We start from the raw sequence: 18,422 nt of genomic DNA, 5'->3' as shown, positions 1-18,422 counted from the left end.
CAAAAAAAGCGAGCTCAATGGCTCGCTTTTTTTGTATTTGATTCGTTTTGCTTATTCCGCAGAAGTCTTCTTGCTGACAAAACCTAACTTCTTACCAATCCATGCGAGTAAGATCATTGAAACCATGATCGCAAAGAAGTTTGAGCCTGCTTCTGGGTATTGCGCTTTAATAAACGCAGAGTGGCCAAACGCACCTACGAAGAAACACGCCAAGCCAACTAATGGGATATCTTCTGATACCGGATTATTTAGGTACTCTTGGTAAAGAGCTTGTACAGCCAGTACGAGTGCAATCAATGGGAAGATTGAAAACGATACTTCACTCATGGTCAACCATGACAACAAAGCATCACCACACATACCTGCAACCAGTGCCAAAATCAGCGTTTTCTTTTCAGATTTATTTCCATTCGACATTATTCTATCCCGCCTTTTAATCGGTTACGTTCACGTTCTTTGCGATACCAATAGGCCCCTTTGGCTATCATTCGCAATTGCATGATCAATCGCTCGGCGAGTTCATCGCGCTCACGTCGATCTAAATCTAAAGCTTCAGCCCCCGAACTGAAAACCAAAGTCACAGACGCTTCTGCTTGAGTATACGCCTCTTCTCTGGTCACGCCGGTGCTCATTAAATACTCGGTTAATTCTGCCGCAAAATGCTGGATTTCTCGAGCAACTGCAGTACGAAATTCAGCAGAAGTGCCGGAGCGCTCACGCAACAACAAACGAAAGACGTTCGGACTACTTTCAATGAATTCCATAAAGGTTTCGACCGAGGTACGAATTACGCTACCTTCTTTCACAATACGTTGACGCGCCTGACGCATCAGTTGACGTAGTAGCAAACCGCCTTCATCGACCATAGTTAAGCCTAGCTCATCCATATCTTTGAAGTGGCGGTAAAAAGAAGTCGGTGCAATCCCTGCCTCTCGGGCGACTTCTCGCAAGCTAAGGCTGGAAAAGCTGCGATCCGCACTTAATTGACTAAATGCCGCATCGATCAATGATCGACGTGTCTTCTCTTTTTGCTGTGCGCGGATTCCCATCGATTTCATTCTTAACTTGCTCTTTTTCTGTAGGGTACAAGAGCCTCAATATAACGCAATTTGCTCCTACGGAGAAAGATATGTTGCTTCGCTCGCTCTGAGCGCCGAGAACGTTACTATTGGCATGCATCTAATTGCAATGTTCTCGATGCAATTTATAGACATACAACATACCAAATCATCCTTTTGTTCGATTCTGCGTGATCACTTCCACTCTCTAACAGGCATTACGTGTACCAATAGAGTAAATGAGTTAAAATCGCGCTAAAGCAATGTTAAGCAAATATAACAAGGAAGGCATCATGGCGCATGTTAATCACTATGACGTGATCGTAATCGGTAGTGGCCCTGGCGGAGAAGGGGCTGCAATGGGATTAACCAAAGCGGGACTGAATGTTGCCATTGTCGAGAAAGAAAGCAGTGTCGGGGGCGGTTGTACTCACTGGGGTACCATTCCATCAAAAGCACTGCGTCATGCCGTTAGCCGCATCATCGAATTTAATAGCAACCCGCTATTTTGTCGAAACAACACCAGCGTTCATGCAACATTTTCTGACATTTTAGGTCATGCCAAGTCGGTCATTGATAAGCAAACTCGACTTCGTCAGGGCTTTTATGACCGTAACTCATGCACACTTTTGTTCGGGACCGCGCGATTTATCGATAACTACTCTATTGCAGTGATGCAAAGCGATGGTACAGAAGAAATCTATTCTGCGGATAAGTTTGTCATCGCGACTGGTTCTCGTCCGTATCAGCCTAACGACGTTGATTTCTTGCATGAGCGCATCTACGACAGTGATTCCATTTTGAGCCTGAAACACGACCCTCGCCATATCATCATTTACGGTGCAGGCGTTATCGGTTGTGAATACGCTTCTATCTTCCGCGGACTTGGAGTGAAAACCGACCTTATCAATACCCGAGACCGCTTGTTGGAGTTTTTGGATAACGAAGTGTCAGATGCGCTGTCTTACCACTTCTGGAACAGCGGTGTGGTAATTCGTAATGATGAGACCTATGAAAAAATCGAAGGCACAGAAGATGGCGTGATTATTCACCTACAATCTGGCAAGAAGATGAAGGCGGACTGTTTGTTGTATGCGAATGGTCGAACAGGTAACACCGATAAGTTGAATTTGGGTGCAGTGAGTCTGGAAGCGGATTCTCGCGGACAACTAAAAGTAAACCGTAACTACCAAACCGATATTGAGCACATTTACGCTGTAGGCGATGTCATCGGTTACCCTAGCCTTGCAAGCGCCGCTTATGACCAAGGGCGATTTGTCGCACAAGCCATTACGAAAGGTCAGGCAGAAAACTATCTGATTGATGATATTCCAACAGGTATCTACACCATCCCAGAGATTAGCTCTGTGGGTAAAACCGAGCAAGAGCTAACAGCTGCGAAAGTACCGTATGAAGTAGGACGCTCTTCGTTCAAGCATCTAGCTCGTGCACAGATCGCAGGGAAAGACATCGGTAGCTTGAAGATATTGTTCCATCGTGAAACCAAAGAAATTTTAGGGATTCACTGTTTTGGCGAACGTGCCGCGGAAATTATCCACATAGGTCAAGCCATTATGGAGCAAAAAGGCTCAGCGAATACCATCGAGTATTTCGTCAATACCACCTTCAACTATCCAACAATGGCCGAAGCGTATCGTGTCGCTGCGTTGAATGGTTTGAACCGCTTGTTCTAATCTATGCTTCTTGATAGCAGATATAAAAACAGCAGGCTTGGACCTGCTGTTTTTATATCAACATTGTGCGAAGAAGGTATCCTTACGCCATTGGCAGAGAAAGATAACCCCTAAGCCAATACCCCGCATCAACATAAAGCTCGTCATTGCAAACCACAGAGCGTGATTTTCCCACTCGGCGAACAAGTAAAAGACAACGAAGAAACTGCTGGTCGCGACAAACATACTATTGCGCATGTCTTTGCCTTTGGTTGCACCGACAAAAATGCCATCCAATAGAAAGCACCACATCGACGCCAATGGCATCACCACCAGCCAAGGTAGATACACCGCTGCTTGCTGTTGTACAGCCTCAATTGAAGTGATCATGGCGATCAACTCCGATCCCGCCAAACCAAAGAGCGCGGTCAGTCCTAAGCAAATAACCAAACTCCAAAAGAAAGTGCCGACAAGCGATGCACTCAATTGTTGCCTATCTTTGGCACCAACCGCCTTCCCTACCATGGCCTCTATTGCATAAGCAAAGCCATCCATGCCATACGAGATAATCATCAGAAAACTCATCAGAACCGCATTTGCAGCGACAACCTCATCACCAAAGCTTGCGCCTTGGAACGTCATAAAGCTAAAAGCCGCTTGCAGACACAAAGAGCGTAAGAAAATATCGCGATTCAATTTCACGAAGCGCCCTAACCCGTGTTGAGTGCTGGCTAGCAACTTTTGAGGTGATGGTAATTGCCTCTCTCGCCAAGTTTTCCAGACACACATGAGACCAAAACCCATGCCTGAGTAGTCAGCAATCACCGATGCCAGCGCAGCGCCTTCTACTTTCCACCCCAAACCCATCACAAACAACAAGTCGAGGGCAATATTAGTCACGTTGGTGATGATCACCATCCACATTGGGGCTTTGGAATTTTGCGTCCCGAGCAGCCACCCCAACAACACAAAGTTCATTAGCGCAGCGGGGGCACTCCACACACGGATAGAGAAATATTGCATGCCGTAGTGCTTCACTTCAGCACTGGCGTCACTCCAACCAAAGATCAAATCAGCAATCGGGTTATGGGCAATAAGAAAGACTAACGCAAACAGTAGCGCCATGAGTGAGCCTTGCATAAACACCAAGGCAAGTTGCTTTCGGTCTTCACCGCCATAGGACTGCGCCGCCAACCCAGTAGTCGACATACGCAAAAAACCAAGCAGCCAAAACGTCACGCTAATCATGGTGCTGCCCAACGCAACACCGCCCAAATACCAAGCGTGGTCTAGATGACCAATCACCGCAGCATCGACCAAACCGAGCAATGGAACAGTAATATTCGACAGCACCATAGGTATCGCTAAAGCTAAGACTTGGCGATGAACTTTTGGGTTAGATAAAGGAGAGAAGATTGAATTTGTCACAGGCACCTCATCAGTAAGATCGACGAGTGTACCTGAGCGCTTAACGACTAGCCAATTACCACTTGATGTGAACGAGGACTGGCGTGAGGCGATGCTTCAACATTGGAATCTTATTAAGCCAACGCTGCCAAGCTTTCCAACGAGAACAGAATCGATCGAATGGCGAAAAAGCTTTCACCCACTGTGCCCATGGTAACCATTGCAATATCTGTTCTGCAGGCGCTTCAAAGCCATGAGCATAACGATCAGAGCCAAGCTTTTGTCCCCATTTGGTTTCCGTTAAATCTCCTGCCAACACCATACACAGTTCAGCAGAGACAAAATGTCGACCCAAGGTTTGAATAAATTTCGCGACTTGGCGCTCTGTGCAATCGAGCAGTGCCATTTCACATAAAATGAGTACTGGTGCTTGCTCTGGAATGGCTAACGTCTCTAGCCACGACATTTCATCCACACTGCCACAGCGATGTTCATAACGTTCATTTTTGTGGAACAAGCGCTGACGCCATACCAAATTTTCCGTCACGTCCAGCTCTATCCAATGGCAGCGCCCATTATCCAAACGATAAAAGCGGGTATCTAGCCCAGCTCCGACATTGATTATCCAAGCATCGGGATACTGCTGTAAGAAATGACTAACCTGCTGGTCACAAAGCTGAGTCAGCGTCACGTGCAGCAATTGCTTCTGCGCAATATCACCACTCAAACAATCCGGCGCCATCTTACAACTCAAACACGCTTTAGCAGCTATCGGATCGTACACCAAGCCATTGTCGACCATGCTTTCACGGCTACGCAATAACAGTGGCTTTAATAAATGGTTAGGAACTTGATGTTTAGACTGAGACATGGGCATTTCCTGCGCCAGAGAGAAAACATAGATATTGAAATAGATGATAATGAATATCAATTACATTATAAAGCTTATAAATTGCTCAAAACAAACAAGGTCAAGATGATAAGCAAGCTTTTAGAGGAAGTAGAAAAAGAGAAAAGAAGAGAAAAGAAAAGACAAAACAGCCCAGATGAACTGGGCTGCTTAAACACACTTACATCCAATCGGTATTACGAATAATACCAACGGCTAAGCCTTCAATCGTAAGGTGCTGAGACGTTAAGTCCACTTGAATTGGGGCAAACTCTTCATTCTCAGCATGCAGTAATATGGTTGAACCTTTGCGCTCCAAACGCTTCACAGTCACATCATCATCAACACGCGCAACGACCACTTGACCGTCTCTCACGTCTTGGGTCTTATGCACCGCGAGCAAATCGCCATCCATAATCCCGATGTCTTTCATACTTTCGCCATTTACACGAAGTAAGAAATCCGCTTGCGGTTTGAACATCGCAGGATCGACTTGGTAATGCGCTTCTACGTGTTCCTGAGCCAATATGGGCTCACCCGCAGCAACTTGACCAATCAAAGGCAAGCCCTGTTCGTCATTAGCGGCAGAGTCATCAAGTAGGATACGAATCCCACGCGATGCACCTGGGATAATTTCAATTGCTTGCTTACGAGCAAGCGCTTTTAGGTGTTCCTCTGCGGCATTCGCAGAGCGGAAGCCAAGCTCACGCGCAATCTCTGCACGAGTTGGTGGCATTCCGGTGTCATCGATTTTACTTTTGATCAAATCGAAGACTTGTTGTTGGCGTGGCGTTAACGGCTTCATGTCTCACCTGTCTTTTTATACAGTTAACTGTGAGTATATCCAGTAAATGCTCAAATGAAAACCCAATTGGTTGTTTTTTAATTTATTTGTGGAGTGCACTTCGTTTGCTGACTAAGTTCATTATTCATGCGTTTAAAACACCGCCTTTTCAGTTAATCAAAGTAAAGCAACAACTTAGGAGTTCGACTAATTTACAGCCAATAAAATTAAAAGGTTTGACCAGTTTCTGGTATCCTTGCTGCGCTTAAATTTTATCGCCTAGGCTTATTTCTTTTGCCGTACTCATTTCTTTTTCTATAGAAGACATGCAAAGCGGACACTGAAATAAGGTTAGGCCTGTTTGAATACCTATTGAGGCTGTGAACTTTATGTCTTCTGGACAATCATTTTCACGTTCATTACTAAAACTACCTTTATCGGTACTGGTAAAGGGCACCACAATCCCGTCGAACCCGATTGAAGATCTGAATATCGACCTCGCTAAGCCGATTGTATATGCCCTACCGTTCCGCTCGAACGTGGATTTGCTGACACTGCAAAAACAAGCCATGAGCCTTGGTCTACCCGACCCGCTCAGCCCGCTGGAAATCAATGGCAAAACGCTGAACCGTTTCGTCTTTATCGCTGCGCGTCCAACTGTGATGAACAACGATAATGATGTCCCAACCGATTCTGTCTCTCTGTTCACTGACTTACTGGAACTACATAAACTGGACAGTGAGTTGGATGTTCAAATGATCCCTGCAACCGTGCTTTGGGGTCGTAAGCCAGGTAAAGAAGAGAACCAAAAGCCTTACCTTCAACCGATGAATGGTCCGCAAAAAGCCAAAGCGGTAATGGCGGCAGGACGCGACTGCTTAGTTCGCTTTAGTCCCGTGGTATCTCTGCGTTATATGGCAAACTCTCACGGTACCGACAGCGCAATTGCGCACAAATTGGCTCGCGTGGCGCGTATCCACTTCTCACGCCAGAAACTGGCTGCTTCAGGCCCAAACCTGCCACAACGCCAAGTGTTGTTTGCTCGTTTATTAAAATCCCCAGCAATTGAACTGGCGATCGCTGACGAAGCCAAGAGCAAAAATATCTCGATTGATAAGGCACGTAAAGAAGCCCACGACATCATGGATGAAATCGCCGCCGACTTCTCCTACGGTCTAGTGAAAAACGGCGACCGCATCCTGAGTTGGCTATGGACAAAGCTATACCAAGGGTTGCACATCAATAACGCCTCGACTGTGCGTCGTTTAGCGCAAGACGGCCACGAAATTGTGTACGTTCCGTGTCACCGTAGTCACATGGACTACCTACTGTTGTCTTACGTTCTATACCATGAAGGCATGGTGCCTCCGCACATTGCGGCAGGCATTAACCTGAACTTCTTCCCGGCCGGTCCTCTTTTCCGTCGCGGTGGGGCGTTCTTTATTCGTCGTAGCTTTAAAGGTAACAAACTGTACTCAACCATTTTCCGCGAGTATCTAGCTGAGCTGTTTGCCAAAGGCTATTCAGTCGAGTACTTCAGTGAGGGTGGTCGTTCACGTACAGGTCGCTTACTGCAAGCGAAAACGGGTATGCTGGCTATGACCATCCAAGCAATGCTACGTGGTCTAAACCGCCCAGTAACGCTAGTGCCGGTCTACATCGGCTACGAGCACGTAATGGAAGTAGGCACTTACGCGAAAGAGCTGCGTGGCAAACGCAAAGAGAAAGAAAACGCAGGGCTTGTACTGCGTACTCTGCGTAAACTGCGTAACTTTGGTTTGGGCTATGTGAACTTCGGTGAGCCAATTCAGCTCAACCAATACTTGAACGAGCACGCTCCTGAATGGACGAAAGACATCGACAGCATGGGTGGTAACAAACCACAATGGATGAATCCTGTGGTGAACGACCTTGCTAATAAAATGATGACGCACATCAATGATGCGGCGGCGGCAAACGCGTTGACCTTGTGTGCAACCGCACTGCTTGCTTCTCGTCAACGTGCACTTTCTCGTGACTCGCTGATCAATCAGATTGAGTGTTACTTAAAGCTACTCAAAAATAATCCGTACTCAAGCACCTCCACTATCCCTACCGAAAGTGCTGAGGAGTTGGTCGATCATGCAATTTCGCTTGATAAGTTCGTGATTGAAACCGATAGCATGGGTGACATCATTTCGCTGGATCGTAGCCAATCGATCCTGATGACCTACTACCGCAACAACATCATCCACTTGTTTGCTCTGCCATCATTAATTGCTCAGATGATCATTCGTCAGCGCAACCTTTCGGTAGAAAAGATTCAAGCGAATGTCGCGCAAATCTACCCATTCTTGAAGAAAGAGTTGTTCTTAAGCTATCAAGAAGACGAGTTGGATGAATTGGTCGTTAAAACACTGCATGAGTTTGCCGATCAGAAAATGATTAGCCTCGATGGTGATAAGCTGGAGATCAATCAGTCGAACAACCAGCCTTTGGTTCTGCTAGGTCGTACAATCACGGAAACACTGCAGCGCTACTCTATCGCGATGAACTTGCTTGTTGCTTACCCAGAGCTCGGTAAATCGGACCTAGAACAGAAGAGCCAAGATATTGCTCAACGTTTAGGACGCTTACACGGTATTAATGCGCCAGAATTCTTCGATAAAGGTGTGTTTACCGCTATGTTCAATACGCTCAAACAGCAAAAATACCTCGATAACGATGGTAACTGTGACACGAAGAAAACGCAGCAATTTGCACGATTACTATTCACTCTGCTTTATCCAGAAGTGAAACTGACGATCGAAGAGAGTATTCATCAACTTCAGTCGTAACCGTTTTACCTTCTTCCAAAATAAGAAAAAAGGCATCCAATCGGATGCCTTTTTGCTATTTCTTCGCTTACCAAAATGCGACCAATAACCCTATCGCTATCACCATGCCAACATAGTTGTTGTTGAGGAAAGCCTTAAAGCACAACTCCCGCTCACGGTGACGAATTAAGTGCTGCTGATAAACAAACAACGACGCTGCAATCAAAAGGGTCCAGTAGTAACTTTGTCCCAATTGGTAGAACTGCCCTAACCAAACCAACATCGCGAGCGTAATCAGTTGCAACACACCAATAATAAGTTTGTCATGACGACCAAACAAAATTGCCGTCGATTTAATGCCAATCTTTAAATCATCATCGCGATCGACCATCGCATATTGAGTATCATAAGCAATGGTCCATAAAGCGTTAATCAGAAACACAAACCAAACTATCAGTGGTAGCTCCCCGGTTTGTGCAGCCCACGCCATTGGAATTGCCCAGCTAAACGCCAAGCCTAAAAAGAGCTGTGGAATATGAGTGTAACGCTTCATAAATGGATAAATGAACGCCAACACGATGCCAGCGAAGGATAGCTGAATCGTCAACGGGTTCATGGTCAGCACTAACAAGAATGAGCTGATACCCAAAACCAAAAATAATCCAATCGCTTCTTTTGCTGTCACTTTCCCTGATGGCAGTGGGCGTTGTTTGGTACGTTTTACATGGCCGTCGACTTTGCGGTCAGCAAAATCATTAATCACGCACCCCGCGCTACGCATTAGGAATACACCCAATACAAACACGATAAATACATCCCAACTCGGCATCCCTTGGGCTGAGATAATTAGCGCCCAAATCGTTGGCCACATAAGTAACAGTGAACCAATCGGGCGATCCATGCGCATCAGTTGCCAATATGCTTTGGCTTTTTCTGCGGACATTTACACTGTCTCCTTAGCGTAAACTGGTGAATTAGATAAGAATAACTCGGCGACCAGCATCGGTTTGTGATTCATCCACAACCTTGAGCGTCGCGCTAACAAACGTCCTTCTGGTACGACTACCCATCCCATTTGCAAAGAGTCTCGCTCAACGTTGTCTGCGCTGAACACTGTTAGTCCTAATGGGATATCCCCTTGTTGAGCCAAATCATACTGCTGATCAACTAAGGTTGAGCGAGGAATTAATGTCCGTCCGATAACCCAGTTATCATTGTCACCACACAAAATTACCTCTCGCAGTAAGCAATCTTGTTCGGACAATAACTGGCTTTCGTCCTGTTTTAACGTCGCCGCAGTGACGATCTGATTTTGTAGCAATTCTACCGTTAATGCTTGGCAGTGTTGCTTTAAACGACGTGACAAAGACCCTTGCTCTTCAAGCCAGTGCTTGGCAAATTCATTTGGAAATTCGAATTCTTCGGGGTTTTGCCACTCTACTTCCAATAAAGAAGCAAGATAGAGTGATGTTGGCTGATTCATACTAGTATTCAATTGGAGGCTTTATGCGTACAATAAAGCAACAACTTACCGTCCATAGTAATGTATGTAACCGTAAGTTCCGTTATTTGTTATAGACGGCCCATTGTATCAAGACTGAAGCGATTCGAATATCGCGATCCAGAGAAAGAAAAGTTAGAAATATGTACAAACGTTATATAGCCCAAATTATTTTTGCGTTAACCATACTGTTCGCCGCACCAAGTTGGGCTGAAACGGAAGAAGCTGGACCTAAGTTGGCATACTTTACCCTTGAGCCTGATCTCACTACTAACTTTTACACCAAAGGCAAAAAGTTAGGTTATGTGCAAGTGCGCATCGACATCATGGTAATGAGCCAACAAGATTTATCGATTGTTGAGCATCACCAACCTTTGATTCGCGATGCAGTAATTGAATTACTGGGTAAGCAAACAGAAGATACTATTAAGTCCCTTTCTGGCCGAGAAGATCTGCGCAAAACCTTAGTGACGACCCTCAACGAAACACTTTTGCCCGAAACAGGTAAAACCATCATTGCCGATTTGTTGTTTACAAAATACCTTTACCAATAAACCCAAATCGTTTTGAACATAAAAAAGACCGCTCTTGAGCGGTCTTTTCATTTCAGCTTTAGGCTTGCTGTTGGTATTTCATCTTGCCTGAATCAAACAGCGCAATCGCCATCCCCGACAGTAAACCCACTAAGTGAGCGGTGTTTGCAATCGCCATGAACGGCTGCACAAAACCAAGAACTAACCATACCAACATAAAAACGATGATTGGCTTGGGTAGCGTAAGGCCTAAATGTGGCAAGCGGTAACCCAATATCCACAAATAGCCAAGCAGTGCATAGACCACGCCAGACAAGCCACCGAAGTTTGCCCCTTCAACATAGAATTGGCCAGCCCCAGAAAGCGCTGCTGATACTACAAAGAGTTGCAATAGCTTACCGGAACCGAGACGACGTTCGATGTCGCCCCCCAACTGCCACCACCATAGTAAGTTGAACACGATGTGAGTCACTGAAAAGTGCAGTAACGCATGACTCAGCCATCGCCACACTTGCCATTGTTGCCCCTCAAAAGCCGGGAAGTGCAACAACTTAAACACGCCATTGCCAAAGCCAAACATTTGTAACAAGTAGATGATGGTACACACCGTCATGATCAGCAAAGTCATTGGGCCGGCTTTTGCTTTGACCATGCTCATGATACTCGGGCTAGAATAATGAAAGGTGCTCTTGCGAGTATCGGCAACGTCCCACGAGGCGGCGCTGTATTTTGAATCAGACGGGTTAGCAAGGAACTGCTTAAGTTCGGCTTCCGCTTCTATTTCATGCTGGCTATCAGTCAGCCACAGCGCAAATTGCCCGTCTCCTTCTGGCATCATTTCGATGTCAATTTGGCGAGAGGCCATATAATCAATAAAGGCTTGCGCCATACGTGGATTATTTAACGTTACCAATCTTTTCATTAACTTCTCACTATCGGTAGTTCTGCTCGGTGCCAGGCTTCAAAGCCACCATCCACACTGTACACCTGTTCAAAGCCTTGGTTAACTAAATATTGTGCGGCACCTTGGCTACTAATGCCGTGGTAACACATCACCAGAATGGGTTGTTCGAACTCCACCTCATCCATAAACGCAACGATCGTATCGTTGGTTAAGTGATACGCGGACTCCGCATGCGCAACGGCAAACGATTGAGGGTCACGGATATCTACAAGCTTCGCATCACCCTGCTCGAGCAGCGCTTGCGCATCTTGTACATCGATATGCTTAAACTGATCCATTTACTTTCTCATTCTCTTATTAATATACCCAAGCAACCTCGAACCTAACGTGCTAATCAGCACCCGTGGTACAGCATAAAATCTATATTTGAAGCCGCTTGGGTATACTGCCGCTATTGTAACCTATCCAACGGCAAACTTAGACACATGGATAATCAGGGTTTTCAAAAGTGTACACATTCCAACCATTTGTGGATAAAGCTGTGAATTGCGTTGATAAAGTGTATTTGGATCTTTTGATCCACAATATGTAGTGATGATCCTGATCTAACTGTGTGTATATCTATAACTATCCCCAGATGGAAAAGTGCTTGAATCCCTTATTTTGTCCGGGTTTCGAACAGTTGATAAATAATTACTTCACAGAGTTATACACAGGTAGCACATAAAATCCGGATCGCAAACGCTATCGATTTTCGATCGACAATAAAAAAGCCGAGATCACATGATCTCGGCTTTCTATGAAAATCTTACTTTCAATTAGCAGTGGAAATTAAAATTCACCCACGGCCAATTTTAGTTTCTTCATTGCGTTTTTTTCTAGCTGGCGAATACGCTCGGCAGAAACACCGAACTCATCAGCTAAGTCTTGCAATGTTGCTTTCTCATCATCTAACCAACGAGAACGCACGATGCGCTGACTACGCTCATCCAAACTCGCTAACGCATGACCCAGACGATTGTTGGTATGCATTTCCCAGTTTGCAGCTTCGATGTTGTCAGCCACATCAGACGATTTGTCTTCTAGGTACAGCATTGGCGCTGTGTAAGCGTTTGAGCTGTCGTCTTCGTCAGTTGGCATATCAAAGGTTGAATCCACCGCCGCTAAGCGTGATTCCATCTCGCGAACTTCAGAAGGCTCAACACCTAACTCACGCGCAACGGTTTCGACTTCACCGTTGTTAAACCAACCCAAGCGCTTTTTCGACTTACGCAAGTTGAAGAACAACTTACGTTGCGCTTTAGTGGTCGCAATTTTCACGATACGCCAGTTACGTAGCACGTATTCGTGGATCTCTGCTTTGATCCAGTGGACAGCAAAAGACACCAAGCGAACCCCTACCTCTGGGTTAAAACGCTTAACGGCTTTCATTAGACCGATGTTACCCTCTTGCACAAGGTCCGCCATTGGCAAACCGTAGCCAGAGTAACCACGAGCAACATGAACAACGAATCGTAGGTGCGAAAGAATTAGACCTTTTGCAGCCTCAATCTCACCTTTGTAGTGTAATCGTTCTGCCAGCTCACGCTCTTCGTCTGCAGTCAGCATTGGGTAGCTGTTTACTGAGCGAATATAGCTATCAAGGCTATCTTGCGTGACTAGAGCCATCGGATACGCTTCTTTTGTCATTCAATTCCTCATCAATCTCTGATCTGGAGCATTACATTGCAAATTTAGCTTCGATATCTTGAACTCAAAATGAACAAGTTTCAAGAAGGGGAAGCAATTATCCATAAACATTCGGTCTAAACAAGGGATCCAGATTAGCTAGTGCTAATAAAATCCAAGTAGTAAGACCTTCATCACTTAAACTGGTTCAATTTCTTTTAAATGTCGTTGCGCAGAAAAGCGCGCCGCAATGCATCCCAAAAGACTACCAATGATGATTAATAACAAAGATTCATCCCAGCTTAGACCAATCAGGCGAAACTGGCTGTCGTACAATGCAGCAAGATCTTCCACCGCACTATTCATAACAATGGTCACTAAAGCCGTTACCAACCACGCGATGGTGGCACCTAATACGCCAAACCACATCCCCGTGTACAAATAAGGGCGCAGAATAAAACTGTCCGTCGCACCGATCAGTTTCATGGTTTGAATCTCTTCTTTATTCGCCAGCACATTAAATCGCAACGTGTTGCCAACGATTAAAAATACCGCACCGAGCATCAACACTGTCAGAGTAATGACAATAATACTCGCGAGAGTTTTGATCGCATCAAGACGCGCCAGCCAATCTTCATCAAGTCTCACGTCGGTCACGTCTTGTTGCTCTCGAACGTCTTTGGCTAATGACTGAATATCACTTTTTAGCTCCGAGGCTGGCGTAATTACCAACACACCGGGTAGCGCATAGCCACTTAAAAGACTGATAGCCTGATCGAATCCTGCATATTGGCTTAAATCAGATAGACCTTGTTGCGGTGAAATATATTCCACCTCTTTTACCAAAGGCCAAGTTTCAATTTGATCTTTGAGAACCATCACACGTGCATCCGGCATGCCTTCTACTAAGTAAGCACTAACTTGCGAGGGAGATGCCACATCTTCCGCGGCACCCGCGACGTTTTTTCCCAGTAGATACAAACAAGCTGGCATAGCAAGTGCCATTGAAATCACGGCTAGGGTCAGGATATTACCTAAAGGTCGTTGCCATAAGGCGCTAAAAGAGGATTTTGCTTGTTTTGCGTGGACAGAGAAAAAACCATCGGTATTTGCACGCTTGGCACTGCGGCCTTTCCCCTTCTTTTGGGAGTGCTTGTTACCTGCCATAGTCTTCTACCTCACTTAGGAAGCCTTGGTTTAATTCAAAATGACGATACTGTGGGCGAGTGTTTACTAACCCCACATCGTGCGTGGCGAGTAAGATGGTCACTCCCGCACGATTAAATTCTTCGAACAACCGCAATACGCGATTGGATAGTTCGGGATCGAGGTTACCTGTCGGCTCATCAGCCACCAGCAACGTTGGTCGATTGACTACGGCACGAGCAATACCGACGCGTTGTTGCTCACCACCAGAGAGTTGGCTCGGCAAGCAACGAGCCTTATCAAGCAAGCCCGTTTTATCTAACGCCGCAGAAACGCGGCGTTTGATTTCGTTTTCAGAAATCGATTCGATGCGCATCGGCAGAGCGACATTGTCGTATACGCTGCGATCCATCAATAGACGATGATCTTGAAAAACAATCCCAATATTGCGGCGCAAAAAAGGGATGTCTTTGCTTGGAATACGCGTGATGTCGTGGCCATTAAAATGGATTTTCCCATCGGTCGGGCGCTCTATCGCACAAATCAATTTCAGCAAGGTACTTTTACCAGCCCCGGAATGCCCGCCTAAAAACGCCATTTCACCGCGCCTCAGGTGAAAATCGACTTTTTGCAGTGCTTGTCGACCACCTCGGTAAGCTTTGCTCACTTGCTGAAATTTGATCACCGTTGATTTCCTCTAACTCTTTTTATTCTTCACGACTAAACAGTGCGTCAATAAACTCTTGAGTTTCAAATGGACGCAAATCTTCGATACCTTCACCCACACCAATGTAACGAATTGGAATACCGAACTGATCAGCAATAGCGAAAATTACGCCGCCTTTCGCTGTACCATCCAGCTTAGTCAAGGTAATCCCGGTTAGAGGGGCAACATCACTGAAAAGTTTCGCTTGGCTGATGGCATTTTGCCCTGTACCTGCGTCTAGCGTCAGCATGATCTCGTGTGGTGCAGAGTCATCAATTTTCTTCATCACACGTACAATCTTACGCAGCTCTTCCATTAGATTCGCTTTGTTCTGTAAACGACCCGCGGTATCGGCAATCACAACATCCACACCACGTGCTTTTGCCGCTTCAATCGCATCATAAATAACAGAAGCACTGTCTGCGCCAGTATGCTGGGCAATCACAGGAACGTTGTTACGCTCACCCCATACTTGTAGCTGCTCAACCGCTGCGGCACGGAAAGTATCGCCCGCTGCAAGCATCACTTTTTTACCTTGAGTTTGGAACTGCTTGGCAAGCTTACCGATAGTCGTGGTTTTACCCACGCCATTTACACCCACCATTAAGATAACGTAAGGCGTTTTGTTGCTATCGATTTCTAGTGGCTGCTCGACTTTAGAAAGAATCTCAGCCATTTCTTCTTTCAACAAACCATAAAGGGCTTCACCGTCTTTTAGATCGCCACGTGTGGCTTTTTCTGTCAGGTTGTTGATGATTTTTGTTGTGGTATTCATGCCCACATCAGCAATAAGCAGTTGCTCTTCTAGCTCTTCAAATAAGTCTTCATCGATTTTCTTACCGCTGAACAGACCGAAGAAGCCAGCACCAATATTTGCTTTTGTTCGGCTTAGGCTGCGTTTAAGACGAGCAAAAAAGCTCTCTGTTGGCTTTTCTTGCTCTTGAACGCGAGGTGCAGCAGACACTTGAGGCTCTTCTGCTTCTGCTTCTGCTTCTGCTTCTGCTTCTGCTTCTGCTTCTGCTTCTGCTTCTGCTTCTGCTGGGGCAGCCTCCGCTTTTTTCGATTCTTCTTCAAGTTCTGGCGTTGCTTCCGCTTGCTCAGCAGCCGCGTCGGTTTGCTGCTCTTCAGAAGGCGCATCCACTGCTTCTTCTTTTACTGTTTCTTCAGTTTTTGGTTTTGGGCTTTGTTCTTCGTCACCAAAACCTAGCCACGAAAGTAATCCGCGCTTCTTTTTTTCCGTCATCTGGGGCTATCCTAGATTGTTCTTTTATCTATTAATGACTCTTTTTTGACAAGATTATTATCTGTCTAAAAAAGGCTAATGACAAAGTTGTGAAAACTTTCCGATTAGGTAATTCTAATCTTATTAGTGTTACACTCTGTCATCTTGAATATTCTGGGCTGTATCCAAGCTCCAAGCTCACGGCTTGGGCGATTAGATATAGTATCACTTTATTAGCGGTCAAAAAATCTATGGTAAGACGTCGCCAGCAAAACTCATCACAAAAAAAGCCAACAACGGGCTTTGTTCGCATTATTAGTGGCTTATGGAGAGGCAGAAAACTTCCTGTACACGATGCTGAAGGCTTACGCCCAACGACCGATCGCGTCAAAGAAACGCTATTTAACTGGCTGGCTCAAGATGTGCCGCAAGCAAAATGTCTCGACTTGTTTGCTGGCTCTGGCGGCTTGGGATTTGAGTCAGCTTCGCGCCAAGCAGAGCAAGTGACCATGGTCGAGCTGAATCCACAAGCTTTTCAGCAATTACAGAAGAACGTGGCGTCTCTTAACGCGAACAACATCCAAGTAGTGAATACAGATGCCTTGAGCTTTTTAAAACAGCCGGGTACTGCGCATCATGTGGTGTTTATTGACCCACCTTTTCGTAAGGGACTATTGGATGAAACCGTGGCTCTGCTAGAACAAAATGGCTGGCTCGCGGAAGACGCGATGATTTATATTGAAACAGAAAAAGAACTCAATATTGCCGACTTACCAGAAAACTGGCAGTTACATCGAGAAAAAACAGCAGGCCAAGTGAGTTACCGTCTGTATGAACGTACCTCCGCATAACGCCTCGATTTAAAAGGACACTTAAATGAAAGCATTAATTATGCTGGCCAAAGCGGCTATCGCCTTTGTTTGGTTAGTATTGATCCTAAATATCTTTATGCCGTTTCCCGGTAATGCCGCGATTGCGCTGTACATCATGACCGCTTTTTTGTTCATCATGCACGGTTTACAAATGGCCATCTTCATTGGCGCATTTGGCGACAAAATTAAAATGAGCAGTTGGGAAAAATATTCCATCCTGATCTTTGGTATTTTTGCCCTGCTCGATATTCGTCGTAAACACATGATGTAATCGCCCAAATACTAAAAAGCCGCTCTCAAGAGCGGCTTTTTTATTGCGTTTATTCCGTCACCCAAGATAACTCTTAACACCATCCAAAAACATTTGAGTGGAGATCATCACCAGCAACAAGCCCATTAAACGCTCTACCGCTTTTAGACCACGCTCGCCCAACAAACGATTAAAGAAGCCATAAAACATTAGAATAAAAAATGTTGCGCCCCACGCAATCACAACTGATGCGGACATTTCCAACATTTTTTCTGGATGCTGTGAAGATAGCAAAAGCAATGCTGCAATCACTGAAGGGCCCGCGATCATAGGAATGGCCATCGGAACAATAAAGGGCTCCTCCCCTGCCGCCAGTCCAGTGATACTGCCAGCGCTCGGAAAGATCATCTTAATCGCGATAATGAAGAGAATAATGCCACCTGAAATGCTGAGCGTTTCTGGCTGGACATGCAAAAAACTTAAGATGCTTTGTCCTGCAAACAGAAACAACATCAAGATTAGTAAGGCAAACAGTAGTTCACGAATCAATACCTTACGGCGACGCTTAGGATCGATGTGCTTGAGAATAGACAACACAATCGGCAAATTACCGAGAGGGTCCATGATTAGAAACAGCATGGTCGCTGCAGAAAGAATGTCCATATTCTGGCCTCACCTAAAAAATGGCGGCCAGTGTATAGCAAACTGACAACGTGAGTACATGGTTGAGGGCGAAAACAGCATATTCACCCTCGCATCATAGCCGCCGCTTAGTGATTGCAGACACGCGCCATATTGACCACAAACTTACCTTCAAGCTCACGGATTTTGTCGCGCTTGAGCAAAAATGCTAGCAATGCATCTAAGTCTAGATCATTCAGTTTACAGGTGTGAAAGCGAACGGTGTTGCCAAAGTGCTGTGCCAGCGCTTCGCGATCCATTGGCGTTTCTCGAAGTAGGTTTAGCAGCTCGTGGGCATGGATTTCACTCATTATTGACTCCAGTCATCAAGAA

The 18,422-nt window shown here is 45.6% G+C and carries 20 protein-coding genes; 5 read left to right on the top strand and 15 right to left on the bottom strand.

The window, feature by feature from the left end; all coding sequences use genetic code 11:
* Positions 1-51: 51 nt before the first annotated feature.
* Both FR741_RS00775 and fabR read right to left on the bottom strand, forming a co-directional pair.
* Positions 52-417, bottom strand: a complete 366-nt coding sequence (locus FR741_RS00775; protein WP_005378634.1) for a YijD family membrane protein — start codon at positions 415-417, stop codon at positions 52-54.
* Positions 417-1,058 (bottom strand): HTH-type transcriptional repressor FabR, encoded by a 642-nt coding sequence (fabR, locus tag FR741_RS00770; RefSeq protein WP_005378632.1) that lies wholly within the window; start codon positions 1,056-1,058, stop codon positions 417-419. Before fabR ends, FR741_RS00775 begins: the two co-directional genes overlap by 1 nt.
* 263 nt (positions 1,059-1,321) lie before the next feature.
* Here fabR and sthA point away from each other — a divergent pair, with 263 nt between their 5' ends.
* The gene (gene sthA / locus FR741_RS00765) at positions 1,322-2,752 is read left to right on the top strand and encodes a Si-specific NAD(P)(+) transhydrogenase (protein ID WP_167426147.1); all 1,431 of its coding nucleotides are present in this window, start codon (positions 1,322-1,324) and stop codon (positions 2,750-2,752) included.
* A gap of 57 nt (positions 2,753-2,809) precedes the next feature.
* Here the strand turns inward: sthA and dinF are convergent, their stop codons facing one another.
* The 3 genes from dinF to lexA all read right to left on the bottom strand — a co-directional run bounded on the left by dinF (position 2,810) and on the right by lexA (position 5,832).
* Positions 2,810-4,159, bottom strand: a complete 1,350-nt coding sequence (gene dinF, locus FR741_RS00760; protein ID WP_167426146.1) for an MATE family efflux transporter DinF — start codon at positions 4,157-4,159, stop codon at positions 2,810-2,812.
* 55 nt (positions 4,160-4,214) lie between these two features.
* Complete coding sequence (locus tag FR741_RS00755) at positions 4,215-5,009, bottom strand: class I SAM-dependent methyltransferase (protein WP_005393777.1); 795 nt, start codon at positions 5,007-5,009, stop codon at positions 4,215-4,217.
* Positions 5,010-5,208: 199 nt separating this feature from the next.
* Positions 5,209-5,832: a transcriptional repressor LexA gene (lexA, locus tag FR741_RS00750; protein ID WP_005393778.1), complete on the bottom strand. Its 624-nt coding sequence runs from the start codon at positions 5,830-5,832 to the stop codon at positions 5,209-5,211.
* A gap of 368 nt (positions 5,833-6,200) precedes the next feature.
* On the opposite strand from lexA, the gene plsB reads away from it, so the two are divergent.
* Positions 6,201-8,627: a glycerol-3-phosphate 1-O-acyltransferase PlsB gene (gene plsB / locus FR741_RS00745; protein ID WP_167426145.1), complete on the top strand. Its 2,427-nt coding sequence runs from the start codon at positions 6,201-6,203 to the stop codon at positions 8,625-8,627.
* 67 nt (positions 8,628-8,694) lie between these two features.
* Here the strand turns inward: plsB and ubiA are convergent, their stop codons facing one another.
* Together ubiA and FR741_RS00735 are read right to left on the bottom strand one after the other, a co-directional pair.
* Positions 8,695-9,549, bottom strand: a complete 855-nt coding sequence (gene ubiA, locus FR741_RS00740) for a 4-hydroxybenzoate octaprenyltransferase (RefSeq protein ID WP_005393780.1) — start codon at positions 9,547-9,549, stop codon at positions 8,695-8,697.
* A complete protein-coding gene (locus FR741_RS00735; protein ID WP_167426144.1) occupies positions 9,550-10,089 on the bottom strand; it encodes a chorismate lyase in 540 nt (179 codons plus the stop codon).
* A 161-nt stretch (positions 10,090-10,250) separates the two neighbouring features.
* On the opposite strand from FR741_RS00735, the gene FR741_RS00730 reads away from it, so the two are divergent.
* Positions 10,251-10,661: a flagellar basal body-associated protein FliL gene (locus tag FR741_RS00730; RefSeq protein WP_046874381.1), complete on the top strand. Its 411-nt coding sequence runs from the start codon at positions 10,251-10,253 to the stop codon at positions 10,659-10,661.
* A 58-nt stretch (positions 10,662-10,719) separates the two neighbouring features.
* Here FR741_RS00730 and glpG read toward each other — a convergent pair whose 3' ends face one another.
* From glpG to ftsY, 6 genes are all read right to left on the bottom strand, one after another.
* A complete protein-coding gene (gene glpG / locus FR741_RS00725; protein WP_005393785.1) occupies positions 10,720-11,562 on the bottom strand; it encodes a rhomboid family intramembrane serine protease GlpG in 843 nt (280 codons plus the stop codon).
* Positions 11,562-11,882, bottom strand: a complete 321-nt coding sequence (gene glpE / locus FR741_RS00720; protein ID WP_167426143.1) for a thiosulfate sulfurtransferase GlpE — start codon at positions 11,880-11,882, stop codon at positions 11,562-11,564. The genes glpG and glpE overlap by 1 nt, the downstream gene beginning before the upstream one ends.
* A gap of 493 nt (positions 11,883-12,375) precedes the next feature.
* A complete protein-coding gene (gene rpoH / locus FR741_RS00715) occupies positions 12,376-13,233 on the bottom strand; it encodes an RNA polymerase sigma factor RpoH (RefSeq protein ID WP_005378693.1) in 858 nt (285 codons plus the stop codon).
* A gap of 177 nt (positions 13,234-13,410) precedes the next feature.
* A complete protein-coding gene (gene ftsX, locus FR741_RS00710) occupies positions 13,411-14,379 on the bottom strand; it encodes a permease-like cell division protein FtsX (protein ID WP_005393793.1) in 969 nt (322 codons plus the stop codon).
* Positions 14,369-15,043, bottom strand: coding sequence for a cell division ATP-binding protein FtsE (ftsE, locus tag FR741_RS00705; protein WP_005393800.1), 675 nt, complete (start codon positions 15,041-15,043; stop codon positions 14,369-14,371). The genes ftsX and ftsE overlap by 11 nt, the downstream gene beginning before the upstream one ends.
* 22 nt (positions 15,044-15,065) lie before the next feature.
* Positions 15,066-16,307: a signal recognition particle-docking protein FtsY gene (ftsY, locus tag FR741_RS00700; protein ID WP_167426142.1), complete on the bottom strand. Its 1,242-nt coding sequence runs from the start codon at positions 16,305-16,307 to the stop codon at positions 15,066-15,068.
* Positions 16,308-16,537: 230 nt separating this feature from the next.
* Between ftsY and rsmD the strand changes: the two genes are divergently transcribed.
* Both rsmD and FR741_RS00690 read left to right on the top strand, forming a co-directional pair.
* Positions 16,538-17,137 (top strand): 16S rRNA (guanine(966)-N(2))-methyltransferase RsmD, encoded by a 600-nt coding sequence (gene rsmD / locus FR741_RS00695; RefSeq protein WP_012841297.1) that lies wholly within the window; start codon positions 16,538-16,540, stop codon positions 17,135-17,137.
* 25 nt (positions 17,138-17,162) lie between these two features.
* Positions 17,163-17,429, top strand: a complete 267-nt coding sequence (locus FR741_RS00690) for a DUF1145 domain-containing protein (protein WP_005378704.1) — start codon at positions 17,163-17,165, stop codon at positions 17,427-17,429.
* A 57-nt stretch (positions 17,430-17,486) separates the two neighbouring features.
* Here the strand turns inward: FR741_RS00690 and FR741_RS00685 are convergent, their stop codons facing one another.
* Together FR741_RS00685 and FR741_RS00680 are read right to left on the bottom strand one after the other, a co-directional pair.
* Positions 17,487-18,071 carry a YhgN family NAAT transporter gene (locus FR741_RS00685; RefSeq protein WP_005393807.1) on the bottom strand — a complete coding sequence of 195 codons (585 nt, stop codon included), beginning with the start codon at positions 18,069-18,071 and terminating at the stop codon, positions 17,487-17,489.
* Positions 18,072-18,178: 107 nt separating this feature from the next.
* Positions 18,179-18,400: a YecH family metal-binding protein gene (locus FR741_RS00680; protein ID WP_005393809.1), complete on the bottom strand. Its 222-nt coding sequence runs from the start codon at positions 18,398-18,400 to the stop codon at positions 18,179-18,181.
* Positions 18,401-18,422: the final 22 nt, after the last annotated feature.

Source organism: Vibrio diabolicus (genome assembly GCF_011801455.1).
Taxonomy (GTDB): domain Bacteria; phylum Pseudomonadota; class Gammaproteobacteria; order Enterobacterales; family Vibrionaceae; genus Vibrio; species Vibrio diabolicus.
Note: the sequence above shows the minus strand (reverse complement) of the source record. Positions and strands in the feature narration are given on the sequence as shown.